The sequence below is a fragment of the Paraburkholderia sp. A1RI_3L genome (genome assembly GCF_048957895.1).
Taxonomy (GTDB): Bacteria; Pseudomonadota; Gammaproteobacteria; order Burkholderiales; family Burkholderiaceae; genus Paraburkholderia; species Paraburkholderia kururiensis.
In genome coordinates, this window is the sequence record NZ_JARCHA010000001.1 from 783,979 (window position 1) to 806,557 (window position 22,579).

General features: G+C 65.9%; 22 protein-coding genes. 13 read left to right on the plus strand and 9 right to left on the minus strand.

Translation table 11 applies throughout. The features are described 5' to 3' along the window. Positions 1 to 129: 129 nt before the first annotated feature. The 6 genes from metH to PXJ20_RS03730 all read right to left on the minus strand — a co-directional run bounded on the left by metH (position 130) and on the right by PXJ20_RS03730 (position 8,295). Positions 130 to 2,847, minus strand: coding sequence for a methionine synthase (metH, locus tag PXJ20_RS03705; protein ID WP_277597218.1), 2,718 nt, complete (start codon positions 2,845 to 2,847; stop codon positions 130 to 132). 48 nt (positions 2,848 to 2,895) lie between these two features. Continuing rightward, a complete protein-coding gene (locus PXJ20_RS03710; RefSeq protein WP_017772550.1) occupies positions 2,896 to 4,002 on the minus strand; it encodes a homocysteine S-methyltransferase family protein in 1,107 nt (368 codons plus the stop codon). A 222-nt stretch (positions 4,003 to 4,224) separates the two neighbouring features. Continuing rightward, positions 4,225 to 4,482 carry a DUF3567 domain-containing protein gene (locus PXJ20_RS03715; protein ID WP_421030203.1) on the minus strand — a complete coding sequence of 86 codons (258 nt, stop codon included), beginning with the start codon at positions 4,480 to 4,482 and terminating at the stop codon, positions 4,225 to 4,227. Positions 4,483 to 4,599: 117 nt separating this feature from the next. Then, positions 4,600 to 5,388, minus strand: coding sequence for an alpha/beta fold hydrolase (locus PXJ20_RS03720; protein WP_421030204.1), 789 nt, complete (start codon positions 5,386 to 5,388; stop codon positions 4,600 to 4,602). A 261-nt stretch (positions 5,389 to 5,649) separates the two neighbouring features. Then, a complete protein-coding gene (locus PXJ20_RS03725) occupies positions 5,650 to 7,062 on the minus strand; it encodes a DUF3108 domain-containing protein (protein WP_421030205.1) in 1,413 nt (470 codons plus the stop codon). Positions 7,063 to 7,374: 312 nt separating this feature from the next. Further along, positions 7,375 to 8,295 (minus strand): IclR family transcriptional regulator, encoded by a 921-nt coding sequence (locus PXJ20_RS03730; protein WP_277597220.1) that lies wholly within the window; start codon positions 8,293 to 8,295, stop codon positions 7,375 to 7,377. A gap of 94 nt (positions 8,296 to 8,389) precedes the next feature. On the opposite strand from PXJ20_RS03730, the gene PXJ20_RS03735 reads away from it, so the two are divergent. The 5 genes from PXJ20_RS03735 (at position 8,390) to rfaE2 (ending at position 13,219) form a co-directional block, all read left to right on the plus strand. Next, the gene (locus PXJ20_RS03735; protein WP_126879208.1) at positions 8,390 to 9,382 is read left to right on the plus strand and encodes a fumarylacetoacetate hydrolase family protein; all 993 of its coding nucleotides are present in this window, start codon (positions 8,390 to 8,392) and stop codon (positions 9,380 to 9,382) included. 98 nt (positions 9,383 to 9,480) lie between these two features. After that, entirely contained in the window at positions 9,481 to 10,305 is an 825-nt protein-coding gene (locus PXJ20_RS03740; protein WP_421030206.1) for an enoyl-CoA hydratase/isomerase family protein, read from the plus strand. Positions 10,306 to 10,476: 171 nt separating this feature from the next. After that, a complete protein-coding gene (locus PXJ20_RS03745; RefSeq protein WP_421030207.1) occupies positions 10,477 to 11,229 on the plus strand; it encodes a PhaM family polyhydroxyalkanoate granule multifunctional regulatory protein in 753 nt (250 codons plus the stop codon). Between the two features lie 583 nt (positions 11,230 to 11,812). Then, positions 11,813 to 12,697 carry a ferritin-like domain-containing protein gene (locus PXJ20_RS03750; protein WP_199542780.1) on the plus strand — a complete coding sequence of 295 codons (885 nt, stop codon included), beginning with the start codon at positions 11,813 to 11,815 and terminating at the stop codon, positions 12,695 to 12,697. 39 nt (positions 12,698 to 12,736) lie between these two features. Further along, positions 12,737 to 13,219, plus strand: a complete 483-nt coding sequence (rfaE2, locus tag PXJ20_RS03755) for a D-glycero-beta-D-manno-heptose 1-phosphate adenylyltransferase (protein WP_017772560.1) — start codon at positions 12,737 to 12,739, stop codon at positions 13,217 to 13,219. A gap of 83 nt (positions 13,220 to 13,302) precedes the next feature. Here the strand turns inward: rfaE2 and PXJ20_RS03760 are convergent, their stop codons facing one another. From PXJ20_RS03760 to PXJ20_RS03770, 3 genes are all read right to left on the minus strand, one after another. Continuing rightward, positions 13,303 to 13,542, minus strand: coding sequence for a hypothetical protein (locus PXJ20_RS03760; RefSeq protein ID WP_017772561.1), 240 nt, complete (start codon positions 13,540 to 13,542; stop codon positions 13,303 to 13,305). A 158-nt stretch (positions 13,543 to 13,700) separates the two neighbouring features. Continuing rightward, positions 13,701 to 14,471: a type III pantothenate kinase gene (locus PXJ20_RS03765; RefSeq protein WP_421030208.1), complete on the minus strand. Its 771-nt coding sequence runs from the start codon at positions 14,469 to 14,471 to the stop codon at positions 13,701 to 13,703. Then, positions 14,468 to 15,373 (minus strand): biotin--[acetyl-CoA-carboxylase] ligase, encoded by a 906-nt coding sequence (locus PXJ20_RS03770; protein WP_421030209.1) that lies wholly within the window; start codon positions 15,371 to 15,373, stop codon positions 14,468 to 14,470. Before PXJ20_RS03770 ends, PXJ20_RS03765 begins: the two co-directional genes overlap by 4 nt. 103 nt (positions 15,374 to 15,476) lie before the next feature. On the opposite strand from PXJ20_RS03770, the gene PXJ20_RS03775 reads away from it, so the two are divergent. From PXJ20_RS03775 to PXJ20_RS03810, 8 genes are all read left to right on the plus strand, one after another. Continuing rightward, a complete protein-coding gene (locus tag PXJ20_RS03775) occupies positions 15,477 to 16,610 on the plus strand; it encodes an MlaE family ABC transporter permease (protein ID WP_126879204.1) in 1,134 nt (377 codons plus the stop codon). After that, complete coding sequence (locus PXJ20_RS03780) at positions 16,607 to 17,485, plus strand: ABC transporter ATP-binding protein (RefSeq protein ID WP_017772565.1); 879 nt, start codon at positions 16,607 to 16,609, stop codon at positions 17,483 to 17,485. The genes PXJ20_RS03775 and PXJ20_RS03780 overlap by 4 nt, the downstream gene beginning before the upstream one ends. A 70-nt stretch (positions 17,486 to 17,555) precedes the next feature. Next, entirely contained in the window at positions 17,556 to 18,521 is a 966-nt protein-coding gene (locus PXJ20_RS03785; protein WP_017772566.1) for an MlaD family protein, read from the plus strand. 167 nt (positions 18,522 to 18,688) lie between these two features. Next, a complete protein-coding gene (locus PXJ20_RS03790; RefSeq protein WP_051061928.1) occupies positions 18,689 to 19,258 on the plus strand; it encodes an ABC-type transport auxiliary lipoprotein family protein in 570 nt (189 codons plus the stop codon). Between the two features lie 226 nt (positions 19,259 to 19,484). Continuing rightward, a complete protein-coding gene (locus tag PXJ20_RS03795; RefSeq protein ID WP_017772568.1) occupies positions 19,485 to 19,802 on the plus strand; it encodes a (2Fe-2S) ferredoxin domain-containing protein in 318 nt (105 codons plus the stop codon). Further along, the gene (locus PXJ20_RS03800) at positions 19,799 to 20,443 is read left to right on the plus strand and encodes an alpha/beta hydrolase (protein ID WP_421030210.1); all 645 of its coding nucleotides are present in this window, start codon (positions 19,799 to 19,801) and stop codon (positions 20,441 to 20,443) included. Before PXJ20_RS03795 ends, PXJ20_RS03800 begins: the two co-directional genes overlap by 4 nt. Positions 20,444 to 20,907: 464 nt before the next feature. Continuing rightward, a complete protein-coding gene (locus tag PXJ20_RS03805; protein WP_026120994.1) occupies positions 20,908 to 22,137 on the plus strand; it encodes a D-alanyl-D-alanine carboxypeptidase family protein in 1,230 nt (409 codons plus the stop codon). 162 nt (positions 22,138 to 22,299) lie between these two features. Beyond that, the gene (locus tag PXJ20_RS03810) at positions 22,300 to 22,569 is read left to right on the plus strand and encodes a DUF493 family protein (protein WP_026120995.1); all 270 of its coding nucleotides are present in this window, start codon (positions 22,300 to 22,302) and stop codon (positions 22,567 to 22,569) included. The last annotated feature ends 10 nt before the right edge of the window (positions 22,570 to 22,579 follow it).

Here is a 22,579-nt window from a genome sequence, read left to right on the forward strand (position 1 = left end):
TCGTTGTGTCCTGAGCGCGCGGCGAAGATGTACTGCGCAACCAGTCTACAAAGCCGAAATTTTTGCGACCGCAAATATTCAGGCTTTCGTGAGCGATATGCGGAGCCCGCGCGCTTCACGTCAACAGACCTACAGCAGCGGCGCCAGCGCGCGGCTTGCGTCTTGCTTCGAAAGCGACATGCGCCGGGCGTAGTCCTCGAGCTGGTCTTCGCCGATCTTGCCCACCGAGAAGTACGTGCTGTCCGGATGCGCGATGTAGAAGCCCGACACGCTGGCCGCAGGCAGCATCGCGAGCGACTCGGTCACGCTCATGCCCACTTCTTCCGCCTGAAGGAATGCGAACATGTCGCGCTTCACGAGGTGGTCCGGGCAAGCGGGGTAGCCGGGCGCGGGGCGGATGCCGCGGTACTTCTCGGCGACCAGGTCGTCGTTCGCAAGCGACTCGTCCGCGGCGTAGCCCCACAAGTCGCGCCGCACGCGGGCGTGCATCGCTTCGGCGAACGCTTCGGCGAAGCGGTCCGCGAGCGCCTTCAGCATGATGGCGCTGTAGTCATCGTGATCGGCGACGAACTGCGCTTCCTTCTTGTCCACGCCAATGCCGGCTGTCACGGCAAAGAGTCCGATGTAGTCGGCCACGCCGGAGTCTTTGGGCGCGATGAAGTCGGCGAGCGACCGGTTCGGGCGCTGCACGCCGTCCACCACAGGCCGCACGCTCTGCTGGCGCAGGTTGCGCCACGTGAGTGCGACTTCGGAGCGCGACTCGTCGGTGTAGATCTCGATGTCGTCGTCGTTCACGGTGTTCGCCGGCAGCAGTGCGATTACGCCGTTCGCCGTGAGCCAGCGGCCCTGGATCAGCCGCGCGAGCATCGACTTCGCGTCCGAGAACACCTTGCGCGCCGACTCCCCCACGATCTCGTCATTCAGGATGTCCGGATAGCGGCCCGCGAGATCCCAGGTCTGGAAGAACGGCCCCCAGTCGATGTACTCGGCCAGTTCGTTGAGGTCGTAGTTGCGGAACACGCGCCGGCCGAGGAACTTCGGCTTCACCGGCTGGTAATGCGCCCAGTCGATCTTCGTCTTGTTCGCGCGCGCCTCGGCGAGCGTGACGAGCGGCTGCGCCTTCTTGTTCGCGTGCTGGGTGCGGATGCGTTCGTAGTCAGCCTTCAGATCGTCGAGGTACTTCGCGGCGCCTTCGTCCGAAAGCAGGTTCGACGCGACCGACACCGAGCGCGACGCGTCCGGCACGTACACCACGGGCCCTTCGTAGTTGGGCGCGATCTTCACGGCGGTATGCACGCGCGAAGTCGTGGCACCGCCGATCAGCAGCGGAATCTTCTTCACGCGGAAATAGTCGTCGCGCTGCATTTCCGAAGCGACGTAGGCCATTTCCTCGAGGCTCGGCGTGATGAGCCCCGAGAGTCCGACGATGTCCGCACCTTCCACCTTCGCCTTCGCGAGGATCTCGTTGCAGGGCACCATCACGCCCATGTTGACCACTTCGAAGTTGTTGCACTGGAGCACGACGGAGACGATGTTCTTGCCGATGTCGTGCACGTCGCCCTTCACTGTGGCGATCACGATCTTGCCTTTCGCGCGCACATCGCCGCCCGCTTCGGCAAGCTTCTTCTTTTCTTCCTCGATGAACGGGATCAGGTGCGCCACCGCCTGCTTCATCACGCGCGCCGACTTCACCACCTGCGGCAGGAACATCTTGCCCTGCCCGAAGAGGTCGCCCACGATGTTCATGCCGTCCATGAGCGGGCCTTCGATCACGTTGATCGGTCGCCCGCCCGCCTCGGCGATCTTCACGCGCGCTTCCTCGGTGTCTTCCACGATGAAATTCGTGATGCCGAGCACGAGCGCGTGCGCGAGGCGCTTCTCGACCGGCTGGTTGCGCCACTCGAGGTTCTCTTCCTTCTTCGCGGCGCCGGCCTTGAAACGGTCGGCGATTTCGAGCAGGCGGTCGGTCGCATCGGGCCGGCGGTTCAGCACGACGTCTTCCACGCGCTCGCGCAACTCGGTGTCGAGGTCTTCGTACACACCGAGCTGGCCCGCGTTGACGATGCCCATGTCCATGCCGGCCTTGATGGCGTAGTAGAGGAACACGGTGTGAATGGCTTCGCGCACGGGGTCGTTGCCGCGGAACGAGAACGACACGTTCGACACGCCGCCGCTCACCTTCGCGTACGGCAGGTTCTGCTTGATCCAGCGCGTGGCTTCGATGAAATCCACGGCGTAGTTGTTGTGCTCTTCAATGCCCGTGGCGATGGCGAAGATGTTCGGGTCGAAGATGATGTCTTCGGGCGGAAAGCCCACTTCGTTCACGAGCACTTCGTACGAGCGGCGGCAGATCTGCGTCTTGCGCTCGAACGTGTCGGCCTGGCCTTTTTCGTCGAAGGCCATCACCACGGCCGCTGCGCCGTAGCGGCGAATCAGCTTGGCGTGATGGCGGAACGCCTCCTCGCCTTCCTTCAGCGAGATCGAATTCACGATGGCCTTGCCCTGCACGCATTGCAAACCCGCTTCGATCACGTCCCACTTCGACGAGTCGATCATGATGGGCACCCGCGCGATGTCGGGCTCCGACGCGATGAGGTTCAGAAAGCGCACCATGGCCGCTTTCGAATCGAGCATCGCTTCGTCCATGTTGATGTCGATGACCTGCGCGCCGTTTTCGACCTGCTGGCGCGCCACCGCGAGCGCTTCATCGAACTGGCCGTTCAGGATCATGCGGGCGAAGGCTTTGGAGCCCGTCACGTTGGTGCGCTCGCCCACGTTGATGAAGAGCGTGCCGGACGTGACGTTGAACGGCTCGAGGCCGGAGAGGCGCAGGGTGTGATCGGTCATGGCGTGAAGGTGTCTCGTGGGTGGCGTCTTGTCAGGTAGCGCGTGGAATCACGCCGCGTCGCGATATTGGCCCGGCCAGCGGCGCGGCTTCACGTCGGCGAGCGCCTTGGCGATGGCGGCGATGTGCTCGGGGGTCGTGCCACAGCAGCCGCCCGCGATGTTGACGAGGCCCGCCTGCGCGAATTCCTTGAGGAGCCCCGACGTGTCGGCCGGCGTTTCGTCGAAGCCCGTATCGCTCATCGGATTGGGCAGGCCCGCGTTCGGGTAGCACGACACGTAGGTGTCGCAGAGCTTCGAGAGTTCGGCGATGTACGGACGCATCAGCGCCGCGCCCAGCGCGCAGTTGAGGCCGAACGTGAGCGGCCGCGCGTGACGCAGCGAGTTCCAGAAGGCTTCCACCGTCTGGCCGGAGAGGATGCGGCCCGAGGCGTCTGTGACGGTGCCCGAGATCATGATGGGCAGGCGCTCGCCGGTGTCGTCGAACAGCTGGTCGAGTGCGAAGAGCGCTGCTTTGGCGTTCAGCGTGTCGAAGATCGTTTCCACGAGGAACAGATCGACGCCGCCGTCCAGCAGCGCCTGCGCCTGCTCGTAGTACGCGGTGCGCAGTTCTTCGAAGGTGACGTTGCGCGCGCCGGGGTCGTTGACGTCGGGCGAGATGCTCGCTGTCTTCGGCGTCGGTCCGATTGCGCCCGCGACGAAGCGCGGCTTGTCGGGCGTCGAGTACTTGTCGCAGGCCGCGCGCGCCAGTTTCGCCGACGCGAGGTTCATTTCGGCGGCGAGGTCTTCCATGCCGTAATCGGCCTGGGCGACCTTCGTTGCGCCAAACGTATTGGTTTCGATGATGTCCGCGCCCGCGGCCAGATACTGCTCGTGAATCTCGCTGATGATGGCCGGCTGCGTGATCGACAGCAGTTCGTTGTTGCCCTTGATGTCGCGCGGATAGTCTTTGAAGCGTTCGCCGCGATAGGCTGCTTCGTCGAGCTTGTAGCGCTGGATCATGGTGCCCATCGCGCCATCGAGAATCAGGATGCGCGACGCGAGCAGGGCGGGCAGGGCCGCGCCGCGCGTGTACGGTGCGTCCTGGCGGGCCACGGCGGCAGGGCGGGTTGCGGCGTTCGTGGCTGCATTCGAAGCGGCAGAAGCGGGCTGGTTCATGGCGGACTCGGAGTCGGAATCGGGCGTTCGAAGGCGCATTTTCGCGCGGACATTGCGCGCGAACTTCGGGAAACTAGAGATTGTAGCGGCAGCCGCGGCGGCTTGCCGCACAGCGGCGGCCAAGGCCCGGCAAGCGCTGGAAAAAGGAAACCCCCATCCGCGCACAGGCGGATGGGGGTTTCCGGGGCGGTCGCACGCCGTGCCGGCGCGTACGGTGTCTTGTCAGTGCAGGATGACGGGCTGCAGCATCAGGCTGTCGAACTGGCCGAGGTATTCGTCGACTTCGTCCAGCGACGGTTCGCCTTCAATCAGCTTCTGCACGTGCTCGCGAAACTGTGCCGCCATTTCGCCGTCGATGAAGATTTCGCGCCGCGCGTTCTTGTCGACGATCTCATAGCCGCCTGCCTTCATGGCGAGGTGACCGTCCTGCGGCGGAAACTCGACGACGCAATAGTTAGGGCTGTTGTAGATCATTTGCATGGCGACACTCCTCTTTCTGTGCTCCTGGCGTTTTTGCCTCACCCCGTAAGTGGAGCGCCCGCTGTGCAATTCAAGGGGAGGCCCAGACTGCCGCGTAAAAATTTCCACTTCTGAATCTTAGACCCTTGTCTCAAGAAACGTTTCCAGCAAGGCTGCAAATCGGTGGGATTGCTCGATGGGCGCGAGATGGGCCGCTTCCAGCACCTCGAAACGTGCGCCCGGGATCGCGCCTGCCATGGCTTGCGTTGCCGCAGGCGGCGTGCCCGGGTCATAGCGGCCCGCCACAGCGAGCGTCGGGATGCGGATGTCGCCCAGTCGCGCGTGCACGTCGAAGTCGCGCAACGCTTCGCAGGCGAAGGCGTAGCTTTGCGCAGACGTTTGCGTCATGACCTCGCGTATCTGCTCGACGACTTCCGGGTGCGCCCGCCGGAAGTCCGCCGTGAGCCACCGTTCGAGCGTCGCGGGCACGAGCCCCGCGACGCCTTCGCGGCGCACCGTGGCGGCGCGTTCGTCCCACAGCGCGCGGTTTTCGGGCGGGGTGCGGCTTAGCGTGTCCGCAAGCGTCAGTGTTTCGACCTTCGACGGGTAATCGAGCGCGAAGTGCTGAGCCGTCATGCCGCCCAGCGAGAGGCCGACCAGGTGCGTGGACGGGGCGCCGAGCGCATCGAGCAGCGCGGCCAGGTCGGCGGCGAGATCCGCGACGCTGAAGGGCTCGTCTGGCACCGCCGATGCGCCGTGCCCGCGCAGGTCGTAGCGCAGCACGGTGTAGTCGTCGCGAAAATAGCCGGCGAGTTGATCCCACACCGAGAGGTCGCCGCCCAGTTGATGCACGAACGTGATCCATGGGCCGCCGCCTTCGTTGTCCAGCACGTAGCGCGTTTCTATGCCGTTGATCGTCACTTGCATGCTTTGCTCCGTCACGTATGAACGATGAAAGGAACCGCCTGTGAACGCCATTATCGTGGCGACGCGTGAAGCGTGCTGGGCCGCTCGAATGCTCCGCCGGCCGGGCTTCAGTGTGGTGCGAGGGGTTCTGGCGCGAGAAGGTTCCTCGCGCGTTCGAGGGATTGCTCGGTCTGGCACATGACTCGCGGCGCGTTGCGTTGAGCGGGCGGAAGAGGCGGGTGACAGTGCGCGTTGAGGATGCTGGTTGCGCGAGTGTGTCGCTCAGGGTTTTGCGCTGCTATTCGTGATGGCTGGCGATATGGGCGACGGCGGAGCGGTCGGCGCAGGCTGCGTGGCTTGCGCGGGGTCAGGCGGCAACGCGTTCTGTGCCGCTGCCGGCTGCCCAGCGTCGGGCTGGGACTGGCTCGAGGTTGCGCCGGGCGACGTGCCCTCGTCGTCCGGTTGTGCCGACGCTCCTGCCGGTGTATCGGCCGTGCTGCCTGCCCCGCCCGTTGGGGTTGCATCCACGGACGGCGCCTTCGCGTTGCCATGCCACACCAACTCGATTTCGCTGCCGTTCGGCTCGGTCTGCATGAGCCGCGCGGGCAGCCAGCCCAGCGACGGCGCAAGCCACACGTCGATTCGCCGCCGATCGCCCTCATGGCGCGGCAGGCGCATGAAGTGCCGCGCGGTCACGAAGCCCTGCGCCGTGCGGATGGTCTCGTCTCCGATCGTTTCGATAGGCCAGGTTTCGCCGCTGTCGTTGTCGGCTACGTAGAACTCGCGGGTGACACCGGGCTTGTAGGCGTCGGGGTCACCGCGCACGAGGCTTGCCAGCTGCATCACCATGCTGAAGCGGTCCTGCGCGCCGTCCGGCAACGCCAGCGAGTTGGGCGTGCGCGTAAAGACGATCTGCTTCTGTTCGCGGTTGAAGACGGTGACGTCTTCGGGCCGGCGGCCGCGCTGCTCGATGTATTGGTCCGGCGCGAGTCCGAACGCGTCCACGTGGCCGTGGCTCGTCCAGCGAAACGTGCCGACGAACGGCAGCGGCACGGCAATCACCATTTCGTAGTGTTGGCCGTCGCTCGTCCAGTGCAGGGTGCCGGTCTGGTTGCGCACGCCGTTGTAGAAGGTGTCGTACTGAAGGTCGCCCGAGGGCGGCACAGAGAACTTCACGCCGCTCGATGCCGCCGCGCCGGTGCCCTGCGCGCCGTTGGCTGCCGCACCGGATCCGGCGCCCGCGTTTATGCCGGCGCCTGCCGCGGACGCGGATGCCACAGCGGGAGACGATGCGGCTTCGGGCGCTGTGGCTGTTTCTGGCGCCTTCTCCGCGGCCGAGGCTGTTCGCCGCGCCGGCTGTGCACTCTGTGGGCGGACGGCGGTAAGCACATGCTCGCTTCGTCGATGCTGCGTTGCCTGGGCCTTCGCCGGCGCGGCGGGTGCAGCTCCCTTCGCCGTGGAGCCCGCCGGAGTCTGCTCCACGCGCTCGGGTTTGAGCAGTTGCACCTGCACCGGTACGCGCTGCGTTTCCGGCGCAATGAACGTATCGCGGTTACGTTCCACCCATTGCGCGGCGATCCAGTGCAGCGCGCTCACAACGGCAAGCGCCGCCAGCCAGCGCCACGGACGACGCGCGCGGGCGCGGGCGGTGGCAGTGAGAGAGGCGGAGCCTTGAGCGACGGATGGGGACGACATCGAAACGGTCTGTGGCTGCGGGTGCGAAAAACGTAAAAGTGGCGAACTTGCTGCAGGTGGACGGTGTGGCAATGAGCGAGCCGCAGCGCAACGTACCGGCGCGATGGGCGGCTGCGCTCGCGGATACGTTCTGGCCCGGCTGGCCGATCACGAGGGAATTCCCGGGGTAGTGATCCCGTCCGGCGGAAAACCGTTCGACCGCGACGCCGCGAGCCGTGTTCCCCCGGACGATGCCGCCGCATGTGAGCCGAATCCGGTACCGCGGCCGCTACAGCTGGCTATTCGTCACATCAGGCCCTCGTGCCGCTCACGCTACGCTCTCGCCGTCGGACTATATCCGAGCTCGTATGAAATCTTCTGTGCGCACTCGCGCAGCGCCGTGTACACCGCACCGTTCCAGCCGATGTCGAACGACCCTTCGTGGCCTAGCGCGATCAGCCCGAGCGCAAGGTCGCCGGCCGAGTCGAACACGGGCGTGCAGAACGCGTGGATGGTCGGCAGCAGCATGCCTTCCACTCGCGCGCCTTCATGTGCGCGTACTTCGGCGAGCACCCGTTCGACGTCTTCCGGCGTGCGCGGCGCGCCGGCATGCGACGAATGCCGCGCGTCGGCCAGTTCGCGCGCGATCATCGCCTCGGTCTTGCTGCGCGGCAGGTACGCGGCGAACAGCAGACCGGTGGCGGAGCTGAGCAACGGCATCACGTCGCCGAGCTTGAGCGCCGCTTTGGCCGGATGGGTCGACTCCATCCAGTGCACGACGGTCGGCCCCTGGTTGCCCCACACTGCGATGCCTACCGTGATGTCCAGCGCGTCCCGCAGTTCGGCGAGGGCAAGTCGCGCAAGCTTCACGCCGTCCACGCGCGCGAGCCTCGCGAGTCCCAGTTGCAGCGCGAAGCCGCCCAGCTCGTAGCGTCCGGAGAGCGGGTCCTGCGCTACCACGCCCAGACGCTGAAAGCTCACGAGGTAGCGATGTGCCTTGGCCGGGCTCATGCCCGCGCGCTGCGCGAGGTCGCGCAGCATCATGGCGCGCGGTTCGCGCGTGAGCACGTCGAGCAGGCGGAAGCCGACTTCGATGGACTGAATGCCGGAGCGCAGCTTTTCTTCGCCGGGCTCGGCGCTCTCTTCGCCGGCGAGGTCCGCGGCGTCCAGTTCGTGGGCCGACTCGTCGCGGGCAGTGTCGTCAGGAGATACGGCAGACATGCGAAGCTTGCCGGAGCGGGCAGGTGATGTCATCTAGCTTGATGGAATAGGCCGCGAGGCCAGGTGGGGCGGACCGGTTCACCATCGTAGAATACATTCCTTCTATCGTCATCCCAATTGCCCGCCTATGAAACTCGCCACGCTGAAGGACGGCACCCGCGACGGCCAGCTGATCGTCGTCTCTCGCGACCTGCAAACCGCCGCGATTGCCGACGCGATAGCGCCCACGCTGCAGCGCGCGCTCGACGACTGGGCCTTCTACGCGCCGCAGTTGCGTGACCTGTACGACCAGCTCAACCATGGCCGCGCGCGCCATTCCTTCGCGTTCAACGCGAAAGACTGCATGGCGCCGCTGCCGCGCGCCTTCCAGTGGGCAGACGGTTCGGCCTACGTGAATCACGTCGAACTCGTACGCCGTGCGCGCGGCGCCGAAATGCCGCCGGAGTTCTGGACCGATCCGCTAATGTACCAGGGCGGCAGCGACGATTTCATCGGCCCCACTGACGACATCGTGTGCGCATCGGAGTCCTATGGCATCGACTTCGAAGCCGAGGTCGCGGTGATCACGTCCGACGTGCCGATGGGCGCGACGCCCGAGCAGGCGCTCAAGGGCGTGCGGCTCGTTACGCTTGCCAACGACGTGTCGCTGCGCAACCTGATTCCCGCCGAACTCGCGAAGGGCTTCGGCTTTTTCCAGAGCAAGCCGGCCACGGCGTTTGCGCCTCTCGCCGTCACGCCTGACGAACTGGGCGAGCACTGGCGCGAGGGGCGCCTGCATCGGCCGATGATCGTCCACTGGAACGGCCGCAAGGTGGGGCAGCCCGACGCCGGCACCGACATGGTGTTTCATTTCGGGCAACTGATCGCACACGCGGCGAAGACGCGCAACGTGCGCGCCGGGTCCATCGTCGGCTCGGGCACGGTATCGAACAAGGACGCGAAGCGCGGCTACTGCTGCATCGCCGAGAAGCGGTGCCTGGAAACCATCGAGCACGGCGCGCCCAGCACCGAATTCATGAAGTTCGGCGACAGCGTGAAGATCGAAATGTTCGACGAAGCGGGCAAGTCGATTTTCGGCGCGATCGATCAGGCCGTGGCGCCGCTCGACGGCGCGGCCTGAGCGTTGCCGGCGCGCGGCGCGCCGCGGTTTCGGCATAGTTGTGTGCCGTGTGGATGCTCACGGTGCGACACACGGATAAAACCAGCGAGGAGACAGCCATGAACGATCCGTTCTACGCCAACTATCACGCGCTGCAAGTGAGGCGCCACGCGCATGGCATCGTCGAAGTCGTGATGAGCGGCGCGGGAGCGAACCGCAGCGCGCTCGCCACTGCGGACGCGCAGATGCACCGCGAACTCGCCGACATCTGGCGCGACATCGACCGCGATCCCGATGCGCGCGTTGCGCTGATTCGCGGCGAAGGCAAGGGCTTTTCGGCGGGCGGCGACCTGCAACTCGTGGAAGACATGGCCACGCATTTCGACGTGCGGGCGCGCGTGTGGCGCGAGGCTCGTGACCTCGTCTACAACGTGATTAATTGCAGTAAGCCCGTCGTGTCGGCCATGCATGGGCCGGCAGTCGGTGCCGGTCTGGTGGCCGGATTGCTCGCCGATATTTCGATCGCGTCGAAGACGGCACGCATCATCGACGGACACACCCGGCTCGGCGTGGCGGCAGGCGACCATGCGGCCATCGTCTGGCCGCTTTTGTGCGGCATGGCGAAGGCGAAGTACTACCTGCTGCTCTGCGAACCGGTGAGCGGCGAGGAAGCGGAGCGCATCGGGCTCGTGTCGCTCGCCGTGGACGAGAACGACCTTGTGCCGAAGGCGTTCGAGGTGGCAAGGCGCCTTGCGGATGGGTCACAGACCGCCATCCGCTGGACGAAGTACGCGCTCAATAACTGGCTGCGCTCAGCGGGGCCGGCATTCGATACGTCGCTCGCGCTCGAGTTCATGGGCTTCTCCGGGCCCGACGTGCGCGAAGGCGTTCAGTCGTTGCGCGAGCGGCGTCCGCCGGATTTCCCGGGCGGTGATCCGTTCTGACCGAGCCTCGCGTGACCGTGTTCTGACGTTGCACGCGGGTCGTTCACGGCGGTGCTCAGGGCTAACCCCGTTCGTTGCGGCGCGGGACGGCGCTGTATGATCGGAGCAATATCGACACGCCGCACGCTACATGAGATCCGCCGCGTTCAACCCCCACGTGAGGAGACACGCATGACCGACCAGCCAGGTTCCATCCCGCCCTTCCCGGGTTTCCCCGGCTTTCCTCCGGCGGAGATGCTCGACCGGATGTGGGACATGATGCGTCTCACGCCCTTCGGCAGCGCTTTCCCGGGCATGCAGCCCGGTGCCGCGCAAGGGTTGGGCCCCTCGCTCTCGATGATGTCCGACATGCTTGCGCCGCTCACGAGCGTCGAAGAACTCGACAAGCGCATTACCGACATGCGCGCCGTCGAGCAGTGGCTGAAGCTGAACCTCAACATGCTGCAATCGGCCATCCAGGCGCTCGAAGTGCAGCGCGCGACACTCGCTACGTTGCGTGCGTTCGGCGCATTTGCGCAGTCGCAGATGACCGAGCCCGCCAGTCCCAAGCCCACGGACGAGGGACCGCGCGGCCGCGCCGCAGCAGGCGACGCACCGCCGCGCGAAGCGGGCGTCGCGTCCGAAGACGCAGAAAGCGCTGAAGGGTCGGGAGACGCCCAGCAAGCCGCGCCGCCTACATTCGACCCCACTGCCTGGTGGAATCTACTGCAGTCCCAGTTCAACCAGCTCGCGCAGTTCGCGGTGGCGCAACCGGCTGGAGCGGGCACGGCGAGCGGGAGCGACGGCGGCTCCGGTAGCGCTGCGGCTGGCGCCGAGCCGGGGGCGAAGCACACAGCCACGAAACGGCCGTCGCAGACGAAGGGTTCGACCGCTGCCGGCGCAGGGCGCACAGCGAAGAAGTCGTCGTCGAACAAGCCGGAATGACGTTTGCCGATGTTCGCCGTGAGGCGGGCGGGGCGTCGTCCGCCATGCCGCGTGGGTCGGGCAACACGTTGCGCGGCGCCCGGACAGGCGCGCCGTTTGCTCACGCGTGGTCATCGACGTTTACTTGATGCGTTATTGAGATACGTCAAGGTTTATCTGCGTATATGTGCGGAAATGCAGCGCCTGGCTCATAGTAGTGCGCGTTTTTCGGGCCCGAAGGGCTGGGAGGGGCCGGCGTGCTATCATGCCGAACGCTTTGCGGCCCGCTGGCGCAAGCCGGAACGGCTGTTCCGGTGGCCGGCGCAAGGGCCGGTCCGGGTGGCAGCGTCCGCCCGGCAACGCGGTGCACTGGCACCGCTCGCGGCACGGATTGAAGGAACGGGCCCGTCCCTACCCACGGCCGTCATGCCGCACAACATTCCGGTAATCGCACGCACACGGAGAACCGCGGGCACTTCGTCGCCCGACGGAGATTCTGGGTGCCCGATTACCGCGTAAAATTAAATGCTTCGCTCGACAGCGCAGAGGTGCGCGGGCGCGGCACGAAGTCAAAAGTCGTCAAGCGCTGAACAGGGGCGGGACTATGAACACGATGCTTTATCCGGAACTTTACAAATCGCTCGAATCGGTCCGATGGGACATGGAGAAGGACATTCCGTGGGACAAGTTCGACGCATCGCTCCTCACCGACGAGCAGGCCCGTACGATCAAGATGAATGCGATCACCGAGTGGTCTGCATTGCCGGCAACGGAGATGTTCCTGCGCGATAACCATCACGACAGCGATTTCTCGGCCTTCATGAGCGTGTGGTTCTTCGAGGAGCAGAAGCATTCGCTGGTGCTGATGGAATACCTGCGTCGCTTCAAGCCGGAACTCGTGCCGACCGAGGAAGAACTGCACGCGGTGCGCTTCGAGTTCGACCCGGCGCCGCCGCTCGAAACCCTGATGCTGCACTTCTGCGGCGAAATTCGCCTCAATCACTGGTATCGGCGCGCTGCCGAATGGCACACCGAGCCGGTCATCAAGCACATCTACGAAACCATCTCGCGCGACGAAGCCCGCCACGGCGGCGCCTATCTGCGTTACATGAAGAAGGCGCTCACCAACTGCGGCGATGTGGCGCGCGCCGCGTTCGCGAAGATCGGCGTGCTGATGGCTTCGGCGCGTCGCACCGAGAAGCCGCTGCACCCCACGAACCTGCACGTCAATCAGTCGCTGTTCCCGCGCGACACGGTGCAGTCGCGCCTGCCTGACCCGGAATGGCTCGAGCGCTGGCTCGACGAGCAGATTCGCTTCGACGATGGTTGGGAGAAGAAGGTTGTCGAACGTATCCTGCACAACCTCTCGATTCTCTTCGAGCGCACATTCAACACGGCGCAGGAACTGAACCGCTATCGCAAGGAAGTGACGGTGCGGCTGCAGGCTTCGGGCCAGGATCCGTCCGCGCACCACCAGCAGCCGGCCTGACGCGCCGGCCTGACGCGATTACGCAACGCTGGCTGCCCAATGACCGCTGCCTTCGAACGCAAGATCGTCACGCGTGAGGCGCTCGCTGAGCGCCGCGCGTCGCTGCCCGGCCCCGTCGTGTTCACGAACGGGGTCTTCGATATCCTCCATCGCGGTCACGTCACCTATCTTGCCGACGCGAAGGCGCTGGGCGCGTGCCTGATCGTCGGCGTGAACAGCGATGCCTCGGTGCGCATGCTGGGCAAGGGCGACGACCGCCCCATCAACGCCGAAGACGACCGCATGGCGCTGCTTGCGGCGCTCGAAAGCGTGGACTGGGTGGTTCGCTTCGACGAGCGCACGCCGGTTTCGCTCATCGAAGCGTTGCGTCCTGACGTGCTCGTGAAGGGCGGCGATTACGACATGGACGTGTTGCCCGAATCGGCGCTCGTTCGTGGCTGGGGCGGGCGGGCGCTCGCCATTCCTTTCGAGCATGATCGCTCGACCACGAAGCTCCTGAAGAAGGTGCGCAGCCTCGGCTGATGAGACGACGAAGCCGCCGTAGAAACGGCGGCTTGAGTCTTGCGTCGCTCGGTTGCCGGTGCGCGCCAACGAACCGCGCGCGACTACTGCGTCAACTCCGAACTCTTTACCGCGGGCATCGGCACCGGGCCGCCGACAATCGTCGCGTCCGCCGATTCCGCCGGCGATATGGGCCGCACCTTCAGCCAGTCGGGATGGACCTCACGGTTCAGATGACCGGGCTCGCGTGGACCGGAGGCCGGCGTCGGCCCGAATGCCCCGCTGATCGCCGCAAACGCGAGCAGGTTCGCGAGCAAAAGAATGGCGATGAGCCATCGCAGCATCGTCGTTTCTCCTTAAAGACGGCTTCGTTCCTTATTCGCCGATTTCCTGGCAATTTCCCGGCAACGTCCCACCGAGTACAAGCAGGACCTCAGCCAAATCCGGGGCAACTTTGAAGCACCCAGGCCTGGCACACCACCCACCTGTCAGCCTCGCCCCATCAGCCGCACTCGGCGGCAATTAACGCGAGCCCGGCCAGCACCAGCGTGTCGTGGCGAGTATGCGGCACCTTGAGCGCCGCTGTCACTTCGCCGGCCGCTCCGCCGCCCAGCACGAGGCGCACCGGCACCTGCCATTCGTCTTGCAGTTCGGCCCACATCCGCTCGATCAGTGCGGCCTGCGCGAGCGCGCAGCCTGCGCTGATGGAACGGTGAGTGTCCGTGGCGAAGAACGGTTCGGGCCGGGCCGTCGATGTCAGCAGGTCGCGCGCTTCGTCGGCCTCGATGGTGGGCAGGTGCGCGGTCCGCTCTCCGAGCGAGCGCATCATCAGCGACCACCCCGGCGCAATCAATCCGCCCACAAACGTGCCGTCCGCACGGAGCGCTTCGAGCGTGGTGGCCGTGCCGAACGTCGCGATCAGCAGATGCTCGCCGGGAAAGGCGGCGTGTGCGCCGATCAGCCCGGCCCAGCGGTCGCTGCCCAGCGCGCCGGGCGCAGCGTAGCGGTTCGTCACGCCGCACTGGTGCGCGGTTGCGCGAATCGTCGTGCGAGGCAAGCCCGGCCATCGTGCGTCGAGCCATGTGTCGATGCGTTCGGCCACCGCATCGCCCGCAACGTTTGAAATCCAGGCGCTCGCCGGTGGCGGCAGGCCTGCCCAGTCAGGCTCGTCGGACGACGAACCCGCATACGCGTGTGCACCGCCGACGTCGGCCATTGCCCACTTGAGCCGGCTGTTGCCGGCGTCAATGAGCAGGAACGGCGCGCCGCTCATGCGCGGCCCTCCGTGAGCCGCAGCGAGACGTCTCCGGTCGCGATGGCGCGTCGTCCGGTGGGCGTATCGAGCAGCAGTTGGCCGCGTTCGTCCACGCCCGTCGCCACGCCGCGTGCCGCTTCCACGCCTTGTTCGATCAGCATGACTTCGCGGCCTGCATAGGCGTGGCACGCGTTCCAGCGCGGCTGGAACGGGGCGAATCCGCTTGCGGCAAAGCGCAGCAACGCCGGTTCGAGCGCGTTGAGTTCGGCGGCGAGCGTATCCGTGAGATTGGCGTTCGGCAGCGCCCGCGCAAGCGCCGTCGGCGTGGCGCCGCGCACCTGGGCCGGTGCGCCGGCGTTCAGTTCGCCCACCTTTGCCGCGAGTTCGTCCGCGCCCTTCACGTTGGTGCCGATGCCGATCACGACCGCGCTGGCGTCTTCCGTGCTCCACGCGGTTTCAATCAGGATGCCTGCGAGTTTGTCGCCTTCGAGCAGCACGTCGTTGGGCCACTTCAGCGCGATCTGCCCGGGACCGGCAACGGGCAGCGAGCGAAGTCCGTCTACGAGCGCCACCCCAATGGCGAGGCTCAAGCCCGCCAGCCCTTCGAGCGGTCGCGGCATTACGCACGCAATGGAAAACAGCAGTGCGTTGCCCGGCTCGGCGTACCAGGGCCGGCCACGGCGGCCGCGGCCGGCTGTCTGCAAATAAGCGACGCGCACGATGGGCCGCGCGAGCGCGCCCGCGTCGCGTGGCAGCGCCTTCAGGCGGGCCATGAGGTCGGCGTTGGTGGAGCCGGTTTCCTCGACGATTTCGAGCGGCCAGTCGAGCGCGGCGGGCCCGAACAGCGTGACGGCGCGATCGCGGTCGATGCGCCAGTCGTCGGCCGAACCGGCTGCGGAGGGAGAAGGGGGAACGTTCATGGCCCGTATTGTAGCGACGGCATGGGCTGTACATGTCGCAGCCGCCAAACGGGGAGCGTTCGTTACAATGCTGCTGTCTTCATTCCGGCGGATCCAGCGACCCTTGAATTACGACACGCCACCCGGCCTCGAGATCGCGGCCGGCACCCAGGGCAAGATCGTCCGGCTGTCCGGGCAATGGACGGCGCTCGCGCTCGCGCGCGACCGGGCCCGCGGCGGGGTGACCATGCGGTTGCGCAAGCTGGCCGCCGAGCCGGTGGATCACTGGGATCTGTCGCACATCGAACACATGGACCACGTGGGCGGTCAGGCGCTCTGGCATATCTGGGGCCGCCGCTTTCCGCACGAACTGGTGGCGCTTACCGATACGCAGCGCGAAATATTCGACCGCATCGTGCTGCTCGACGCCGCCCGCGAGCCGCCGGAACCGGTGGTGCGGTTCGATCCGTTCACGCGCCTCGGCTTCGCCATCTTCACGTTCCTCGAGCATCTCTATGGCGGCCTCGTGATGCTGGGCCGCGTGGTGCTCGATCTGTTCTCGATTGCACGCAATCCGAGGATCACGCCGTGGACCGAGATCTCAGCGAACGTTTACAACGCCGGCACGAGGGCGCTGCCCATCACCGCGCTCGTGGCGTTCCTGATCGGCATCGTGCTTTCGTACCTCTCGGCGCAGCAACTGCGCATCTTCGGTGCGAACCAGTACATCGTGAACATTCTCGGGCTCTCGGTGATTCGCGAGCTGGGTCCTGTGCTTTCCGCGATTCTCGTCGCGGGCCGGTCGGGTTCCGCGATCACGGCGCAGATCGGCGTGATGCGCGTGACCGAGGAACTGGACGCCATGCGCGTGATGGGCATTCCGCACGGGCTGCGCCTGATCCTGCCGCGCGTGGTGGCGCTCGGTATCGCGATGCCGCTGCTCGTCATGTGGACGAACATCATCGCGCTCTTCGGTGGGGCGCTTGCCGCGAAGCTCGTGCTCGGCATCGACCTCTCGTATTTCGCGCGTTCGCTGCCCGGCGTGGTGCCCATTGCGAACCTCTGGATCGGCCTTGGCAAAGGCGTGGCGTTCGGCATGCTGATCGCGCTCGTGGGCTGCCACTTCGGCTTCAGGATCAAGGCGAACTCGCAGAGCCTGGGCGAAGGCACGACGACGTCCGTCGTGAGTTCGATCACGATCGTGATTCTTGCTGACGCCGTGTTCGCGATCATGTTCCAGAACGTGGGGTTGGGATGAGTACGCCGCTCAAGGAAGCCGTGCGCGGCCGACCGCTGCCCGCCATCGCCGAAACGGTGATCGAGGTGCGCGACCTCACCAAGCGCTATGGGCGCAACATCGTTCACCAGCATCTGGATTTCGACGTGCGCCGCGGCGAGATCGTGGCGGTGGTGGGCGGCTCCGGGTCGGGCAAGACCACGCTCGTGCGGCAGATTCTCGGGCTCGAGCGGCAGTCGTCCGGCACCATCAAGGTCTTCGGCGAAGATACGTCGACGCTCGACGAGAATACCGCCCTCATGATGCGCAGCCGGATGGGCATGCTGTTCCAGCACGGCGCGCTGTTTTCGTCGCTCAACGTGTTCGACAACGTCGCGCAGCCGCTGCGCGAGCTCGGCAAGATCCCGGACGAACTGCTGCGCGACATCGTGATGCTCAAGCTCGAAATGGTGGGGCTGCCGTGCAAGCACGCATCGAAGATGCCTGCGGCGCTTTCGGGCGGCATGGTCAAGCGCGTGGGGATCGCGCGCGCCATCGCGCTCGAACCCGAAATGCTGTTTCTCGACGAACCCACCGCGGGGCTCGATCCTCAGGCCTCCGACGAATTCGTGGAACTGATCAGCACGCTGCATCGGGCGCTCGGCCTCACCGTCGTGATGGTGACGCACGACCTGGACACCATGGTCGCGCTGTCCACGCGCGTGGCCGTGCTGGCGGACCGCAAGGTGCTGGTGGCGGCGCCGGTGGAAGAGGCGGCGGGCGTCGATCATCCGTTTATCCGCGAGTATTTTCTGGGCCTGCGCGGACGCCGCGCACTACAGGCGCTGCCGCCCGACCGGCGCGCGAAGCTGCCGCCGGCGGCGCTCGAGCCGGCGCCGGCCGAAATTCACCTATGAGCGCGGGAGGACGGCAGGCGGCTCAGCGCCCGAATGCCGCCATTTCCGGTGTGAACGAGGGAACCTGACGATGGAAAACAAATCCCACGCCTTCTGGGCCGGGCTCTTCACGGTGGCGCTGCTGCTCGCAATCGGCGCGGCGGCGTTCTTCTTCAACGTCGATCGAACCGTGCGCGTGCCTTACGACCTCATCGCGCGCACCAACGTGACGGGGCTCTACACCGACGCGGCCGTGCGCTATCGCGGCCTCGACGTGGGCAAGGTGCAGTCCATCCATTTCGACCGGCAGCATCCGGGGCAGATCGTGATCCGCATTCTCGTCGACAAGAACGCGCCCATTACGCAGTCCACCTTCGGCAGCCTGGGGCTGCAGGGCGTGACGGGCATTGCCTTCGTGCAACTCGACGATACCGGCGCGAATCCGGCGCCGCTCGAATCGTCGCCGAAGCAGATCGCGCAGATTCCCATGCATCCGGGGCTGTTCGACCAGTTGCAGCAACGCGGCGACGTGCTCATGCGTCAGCTCGAACGTGTCGCAACCGACGTGGACAACATGCTCTCCGAGGAGACCCGCCGACAACTGATGGCCACGGCCGCGAGCCTGCAGCACGCGGCGGACGGCGTCACGACGCTCACGCAGCAGATGGCGCCCGCCGCAGGCAAGCTCTCGGGCACGTTGACGACGCTCGACACGACGCTGGCCTCCACGAACCAGCTGATTTCGAGTATCAACCGTCCCGACGGGCCGTTCGAGACGAATCTCAACAAGGTGGGCACGGCGGCGCAGCAGGCGGGTGACGCGCTGACGTCCGTGGATGCTTCGCTGCAGGAGCTTTCGTCGCGCGTGGGGTACGACACGCTGCCGCGCGTGAACTCGCTCGCCGACGACGTGCGCTCGGCCGTGCGTTCGGTGGATAGCGCCGCGGAGACGTTCAACGCGAACCCGCGCAGCGTGCTGTTCGGCGGCGCGCCGCATGCGGCGCCCGGTCCCGGCGAAGCGGGTTTCGCGTGGCCGGCGGCGCACGCGAACCGCTGAGGTGCCACGGAAGGCGCGACCGATGGCGTCACGGCGCGCAAGCACAACAATCGAAGGGAAAGAACATGCCACATGCAATTGAACGGGTCGCCACGGGGCGGCAGCAGCCAGGCGGCCTGAAGCGGCTGGCAGGCCGGAAGGGCGGCCTCGCCGCAGGCACCGCAGCCATGCTTTGCCTGCTGCTTGCCGCGTGTGCCGGCAATTCCGCCGTGCTCTCGGACATCCGCTACGACTTCGGTCCCGCGCCCGCGGCGCCGGCATCGGGCACGCTGCCCGCGGTGAAGGTGCTCGACGTGGGCGCGCCCTCGACCATCGACAACGACAGCCTGCTCTATCGCTTGAGCTACGCGAACGCGCAGCGCACGGGCGCCTACGCCGACACGCACTGGACCATGTCGCCCGCGCGGCTTCTCACGCAACGGCTGCGCAACACGCTCTCGTCGCACGGCACGGTGCTGACGGGCGGCGACGGTGTGCGTGCGCCCGTGCTCAAGGTGGAGCTCGAGCAGTTCGAGCAGGTTTTCGACAGCCAGACCGAGAGTTCAGGCGTGGTCACCGCGCGGGCCACGCTCTTTCAGGCGGGCAAGGTGTTGAGTCAGCGCACCTTCATCGCCCGCGCACCGGCCAGTTCGCCGGACGCATCGGGCGGCGCCCGCGCACTCGCGGCGGCAAGCGACGACCTCGTCGCGCAGATCGGCGCCTGGCTTGGCGTGCAGGCATTGCTCGCAAACCAGTGAGCGCGCGCGGCGCGGTCGAGGCAGGCGGGGCGTCCGGTCGGTCGCTATAATCGGCCGGTCGTGGTTCAGTCATCAGCCGGGCAAGCGCCTTCGCTTGCAACAGCCTTCGCGCCGTGCCGCTAAGCCCAAGCCTCTGTGCCTCTGGGCAAGGCACGCGCCGTGCGGCCGACGACGAACACCAGCCGCCTTCTCCGCGAATTTTTCCGCCATCTTTCCACGATAAGCCATGGATTCCTTCTACCAGTACCACGTCTTCTTTTGCCTGAATCAGCGCGAGCCCGGTGCGGACCGACCGAGCTGCGGCAACTGCAATGCGCAGGCCATGCAGGAGCATGCTAAAAAGCGCGTGAAGCAACTGGGGCTCGCCGGACCCGGCAAGGTGCGCATCAACAAGGCCGGCTGCCTCGATCGCTGCGAGGAAGGGCCCACCGTTGTCATCTATCCGGAAGGCACCTGGTATACGTACGTCGACGAAAGCGACATCGACGAGATCGTCGAATCGCATCTTCAGCACGGCAAGGTGGTCGAGCGCCTCAAGATATGAACGTCCACACGCAGAAGTATCTGATCGACGGGCCCGTCGGCAAGATCGAAGTCGCGCTCGATCTGCCCGACCAAACCCGCGAGAACGGCGCCGCGCCGCGTGGCATGGCGCTCGTCGCGCATCCGCACCCGCTTTTCGGCGGCACGATGGACAACAAGGTCGCGCAGACGCTTGCGCGTACGCTCGTGCAACTCGGCTACATCACGTATCGCTCGAATTTTCGCGGCGTGGGGCAGACTGCGGGTGAGCACGACAACGGCATCGGCGAACAGGACGATCTGCTCGCGGTACTCGACCACATGCGCGCGCAGCCCGGCCATGCCGCTCTGCCGCTCGTGCTGGCCGGCTTCTCGTTCGGCACGTTCGTGCTTTCGCATGTTGCGAAGCGCGTGATGGAGGCGGGCGGCACGATCGAGCGGATGGTGTTCGTCGGGACGGCGGCAAGCCGCTGGGAAGTGGCGCCTGTGCCGGAAAACACGCTCGTCATTCACGGCGAACTCGACGACACGGTGCCGATTCTGTCCGTCTTCGAATGGGCGCGGCCGCAGGAGCTACCCATCGTCGTCATTCCGGGCGCAGAGCATTTTCTGCATCGCAAGCTGCATGTTCTCAAGCGCATCATCGTGGACGCGTGGCGATAGGGCAGCACCGCGAGGCGCGTTACGCGTCTCGCGTGTAATCGTCGCGTAACCTCCATCGCGGGTATCGTGCACGCGACGCATTTTGCGAAAACCTTCATACAGGTACGCGTAAAACACGAAATCCTCACCCGCTCGGCGCGGTGCCGCACGAAGCGGCGCGTATAATGAGCGCTCTTTTTTGGGCGCTGCGCCGTGCGTTTTGCGGGTCGGGCGTCGCTTGCGGACATGCTGCACGCCGCGCGAACCGTTCGCGCCACGGCGAGTCCAACGAGCGCCGCGAAGCCGACCTCATCCGCCTTGTCTCGCTGCTCCGTGTGCATCCGGTCGTATCCGTTTGCATCACGTGAAGCCAGCAGAGCGTGCCGCACAGCGTCCGCCCTCCGGCTCATCCCAAATGCGTGCCGTATCGCGCGAAGCCCGTGCGATACGGCACGCACAGCCCAAATCAAAGCTGAAACGATCCTATGCGTCTCGTCACTTCCGGTACTTCCCCTCTGGTTGCTTCCCCGTCTTTCGCTCACCGTTCCGTTGCCCGCGCAGTCGCGCTCGGCGTGCTGCTGCCGGCAACGCTCGTTGCGGCATCGGCTGCCTTTGCACAGGTGCCGCCGCCCGCGGTGAACGCGCGTTCGTGGGTGCTCATTGATGCCACCGCGAACCAGGTGCTCGCGTCGGGCAATCCCGACGAGCGCGTGGAGCCGGCTTCGCTCACGAAGCTGATGACGGCCTATCTCGTCTTCGAAGCATTGCAGACGAAGAAGATCACGATGGAGCAGACCGTCATGCCGAGCGAGGCCGTGCGCCGCGTTCGCAACGACGAGTCGCGCATGTTCATCGAGGCGAACAAGCCGGTGACGGTGCACGACCTCGTGTACGGCATGATCGTGCAGTCGGGCAACGACGCCGCCATCGCGCTCGCGGAACTCGTGGGCGGCAGCGAGTCGCAGTTCGTCAACATGATGAACACCGAGGCGCAGCGCCTCGGTATGACCCATACGCACTTCGCCGACGTGAACGGCATGCCCGATCCGCAGCATTACACGACGGCAGGCGACCTCGCCGTGCTCTCCACGCGCCTGATCCGCGACTTCCCCGACTACTACAGCATCTTTTCGGTGAAGGAGTTCACGTACAACAAGATCAAGCAGCCGAACCGCAACCGGCTGCTGTGGATCGACCCGACCGTGGACGGCCTCAAGACCGGCCACACGCAGGCGGCGGGCTACTGCCTGATCGCCACGGCGAAGCGTCCGCTGCCCGGCGTCAGCGATGCGTCGCGCCGTCTCGTCACGGTGATGATGGGCGAGCAGAAGGAGCACGACCGCGTGCAGGACAGCCTGAAGATGCTGAACTACGGCTACACCGCGTATGACACGGTGCGCCTGTACAAGGCGAATCAGGCCGTCGCCACGCCGCGCGTCTACAAGGGCGCGGCCGACACCGTGCAGGTGGGCGTGAAGACCGATCAGTACATCACGGTGCCAAAGGGCGCGGCCGACAAGGCGAAGCCGCAGATCGAGATCGCAAGCCCGCTGATCGCGCCGATCGCGGACGGCCAGAAGGTTGGCACCGCGAAGCTCGTCGCGGACGGCAAGACGCTCACCGAATTCCCGGTGGTCGCGCTGAAGGCGGTGCCGCAGGCGGGCGTCGTCGGCCGCGTGTGGGATTCGCTGATGCTGATGTTCAACAAGAAGTAAGCGCAATGGCGCGGGTTCCCCTTCGGCGGCGGCGTCTGCGAAGTGGCCCCCGTCTGTGCGGGTATGCGGCGCTCTCTGCCGCATGCCCGTCCGCGAGGCAAGGCGCACAACACGCACCAGGCGCACAATGAGCCCTTCGCCGCGGCGCTCGAGGAGTAAGGCATGAGTCCGATGAACGAATCGCTATTCGAATTTCCCTGCGATTTTCCGATCAAGGTGATGGGCAAGTCACACCCGGAATTCGCCGAAACCATTGTTGCCGTGATCCGCAAGTTCGACAGCGGGTTCGACGCGTCGCGCGTGGAAGTGCGTCCGTCGAGCGGCGGCAACTACACGGGCCTCACCGTGACGGTGCGCGCGGTGAGCCGCGAGCACCTGGACGACATCTACCTTGCCCTCACCGGGCACCCGATGGTGAAGGTCGTCCTGTAAGTCAAATTCC

Bases quoted from the DNA above. Each gene is read 5' to 3' on its own strand.
- PXJ20_RS03795 (WP_017772568.1), top strand. From the start codon at position 19,485: ATGGATTCCTTCTACCAGTACCACGTCTTCTTTTGCCTGAATCAGCGC.
- PXJ20_RS03800 (WP_421030210.1), top strand. From the start codon at position 19,799: ATGAACGTCCACACGCAGAAGTATCTGATCGACGGGCCCGTCGGCAAG.
- PXJ20_RS03750 (WP_199542780.1), top strand. From the start codon at position 11,813: ATGAACACGATGCTTTATCCGGAACTTTACAAATCGCTCGAATCGGTC.
- PXJ20_RS03725 (WP_421030205.1), bottom strand. From the start codon at position 7,062: ATGTCGTCCCCATCCGTCGCTCAAGGCTCCGCCTCTCTCACTGCCACC.
- PXJ20_RS03730 (WP_277597220.1), bottom strand. From the start codon at position 8,295: ATGACATCACCTGCCCGCTCCGGCAAGCTTCGCATGTCTGCCGTATCT.
- PXJ20_RS03790 (WP_051061928.1), top strand. From the start codon at position 18,689: ATGCTTTGCCTGCTGCTTGCCGCGTGTGCCGGCAATTCCGCCGTGCTC.
- PXJ20_RS03720 (WP_421030204.1), bottom strand. From the start codon at position 5,388: ATGCAAGTGACGATCAACGGCATAGAAACGCGCTACGTGCTGGACAAC.
- PXJ20_RS03715 (WP_421030203.1), bottom strand. From the start codon at position 4,482: ATGCAAATGATCTACAACAGCCCTAACTATTGCGTCGTCGAGTTTCCG.
- PXJ20_RS03770 (WP_421030209.1), bottom strand. From the start codon at position 15,373: ATGAACGTTCCCCCTTCTCCCTCCGCAGCCGGTTCGGCCGACGACTGG.
- PXJ20_RS03810 (WP_026120995.1), top strand. From the start codon at position 22,300: ATGAGTCCGATGAACGAATCGCTATTCGAATTTCCCTGCGATTTTCCG.
- PXJ20_RS03805 (WP_026120994.1), top strand. From the start codon at position 20,908: ATGCGTCTCGTCACTTCCGGTACTTCCCCTCTGGTTGCTTCCCCGTCT.
- metH (WP_277597218.1), bottom strand. From the start codon at position 2,847: ATGACCGATCACACCCTGCGCCTCTCCGGCCTCGAGCCGTTCAACGTC.
- PXJ20_RS03780 (WP_017772565.1), top strand. From the start codon at position 16,607: ATGAGTACGCCGCTCAAGGAAGCCGTGCGCGGCCGACCGCTGCCCGCC.
- PXJ20_RS03740 (WP_421030206.1), top strand. From the start codon at position 9,481: ATGAACGATCCGTTCTACGCCAACTATCACGCGCTGCAAGTGAGGCGC.
- PXJ20_RS03710 (WP_017772550.1), bottom strand. From the start codon at position 4,002: ATGAACCAGCCCGCTTCTGCCGCTTCGAATGCAGCCACGAACGCCGCA.
- PXJ20_RS03760 (WP_017772561.1), bottom strand. From the start codon at position 13,542: ATGCTGCGATGGCTCATCGCCATTCTTTTGCTCGCGAACCTGCTCGCG.
- PXJ20_RS03765 (WP_421030208.1), bottom strand. From the start codon at position 14,471: ATGAGCGGCGCGCCGTTCCTGCTCATTGACGCCGGCAACAGCCGGCTC.
- rfaE2 (WP_017772560.1), top strand. From the start codon at position 12,737: ATGACCGCTGCCTTCGAACGCAAGATCGTCACGCGTGAGGCGCTCGCT.
- PXJ20_RS03785 (WP_017772566.1), top strand. From the start codon at position 17,556: ATGGAAAACAAATCCCACGCCTTCTGGGCCGGGCTCTTCACGGTGGCG.
- PXJ20_RS03735 (WP_126879208.1), top strand. From the start codon at position 8,390: ATGAAACTCGCCACGCTGAAGGACGGCACCCGCGACGGCCAGCTGATC.
- PXJ20_RS03745 (WP_421030207.1), top strand. From the start codon at position 10,477: ATGACCGACCAGCCAGGTTCCATCCCGCCCTTCCCGGGTTTCCCCGGC.